Below are 271 nucleotides of genomic sequence, written 5' to 3'. Positions count from 1 at the left end.
ATGGTTACCCGCGCCACCGCCCTTGTTCCAGACCAATTAAGAGGAGTTCAAATTCCTCTATGGACGATGGTTACGCACGAAGGAGAGAAGAACGCAGGGAAAGGAAAGCAGTTCAAATTCCTCTATGGACGATGGTTACTTAGGGAAGAAGGCTCTTTATTACTTCCTTCTTCTTGGTTCAAATTCCTCTATGGACGATGGTTACTAGGCTTCCCGAAGTTCCTCTTTAAGTTCCTTTCTTGTTCAAATTCCTCTATGGACGATGGTTACC

General features: G+C 45.0%; 1 protein-coding gene. It reads left to right on the top strand.

All coding sequences use genetic code 11. The features are described 5' to 3' along the window. On the top strand, positions 1 to 271 hold a 271-nt coding region (locus KKC1_RS16905; RefSeq protein ID WP_238134318.1), incomplete at both ends, for a hypothetical protein.

This window comes from Calderihabitans maritimus (assembly GCF_002207765.1).
GTDB classification, from domain to species: domain Bacteria; phylum Bacillota; class KKC1; order Calderihabitantales; family Calderihabitantaceae; genus Calderihabitans; species Calderihabitans maritimus.
Note: the sequence above shows the minus strand (reverse complement) of the source record. Positions and strands in the feature narration are given on the sequence as shown.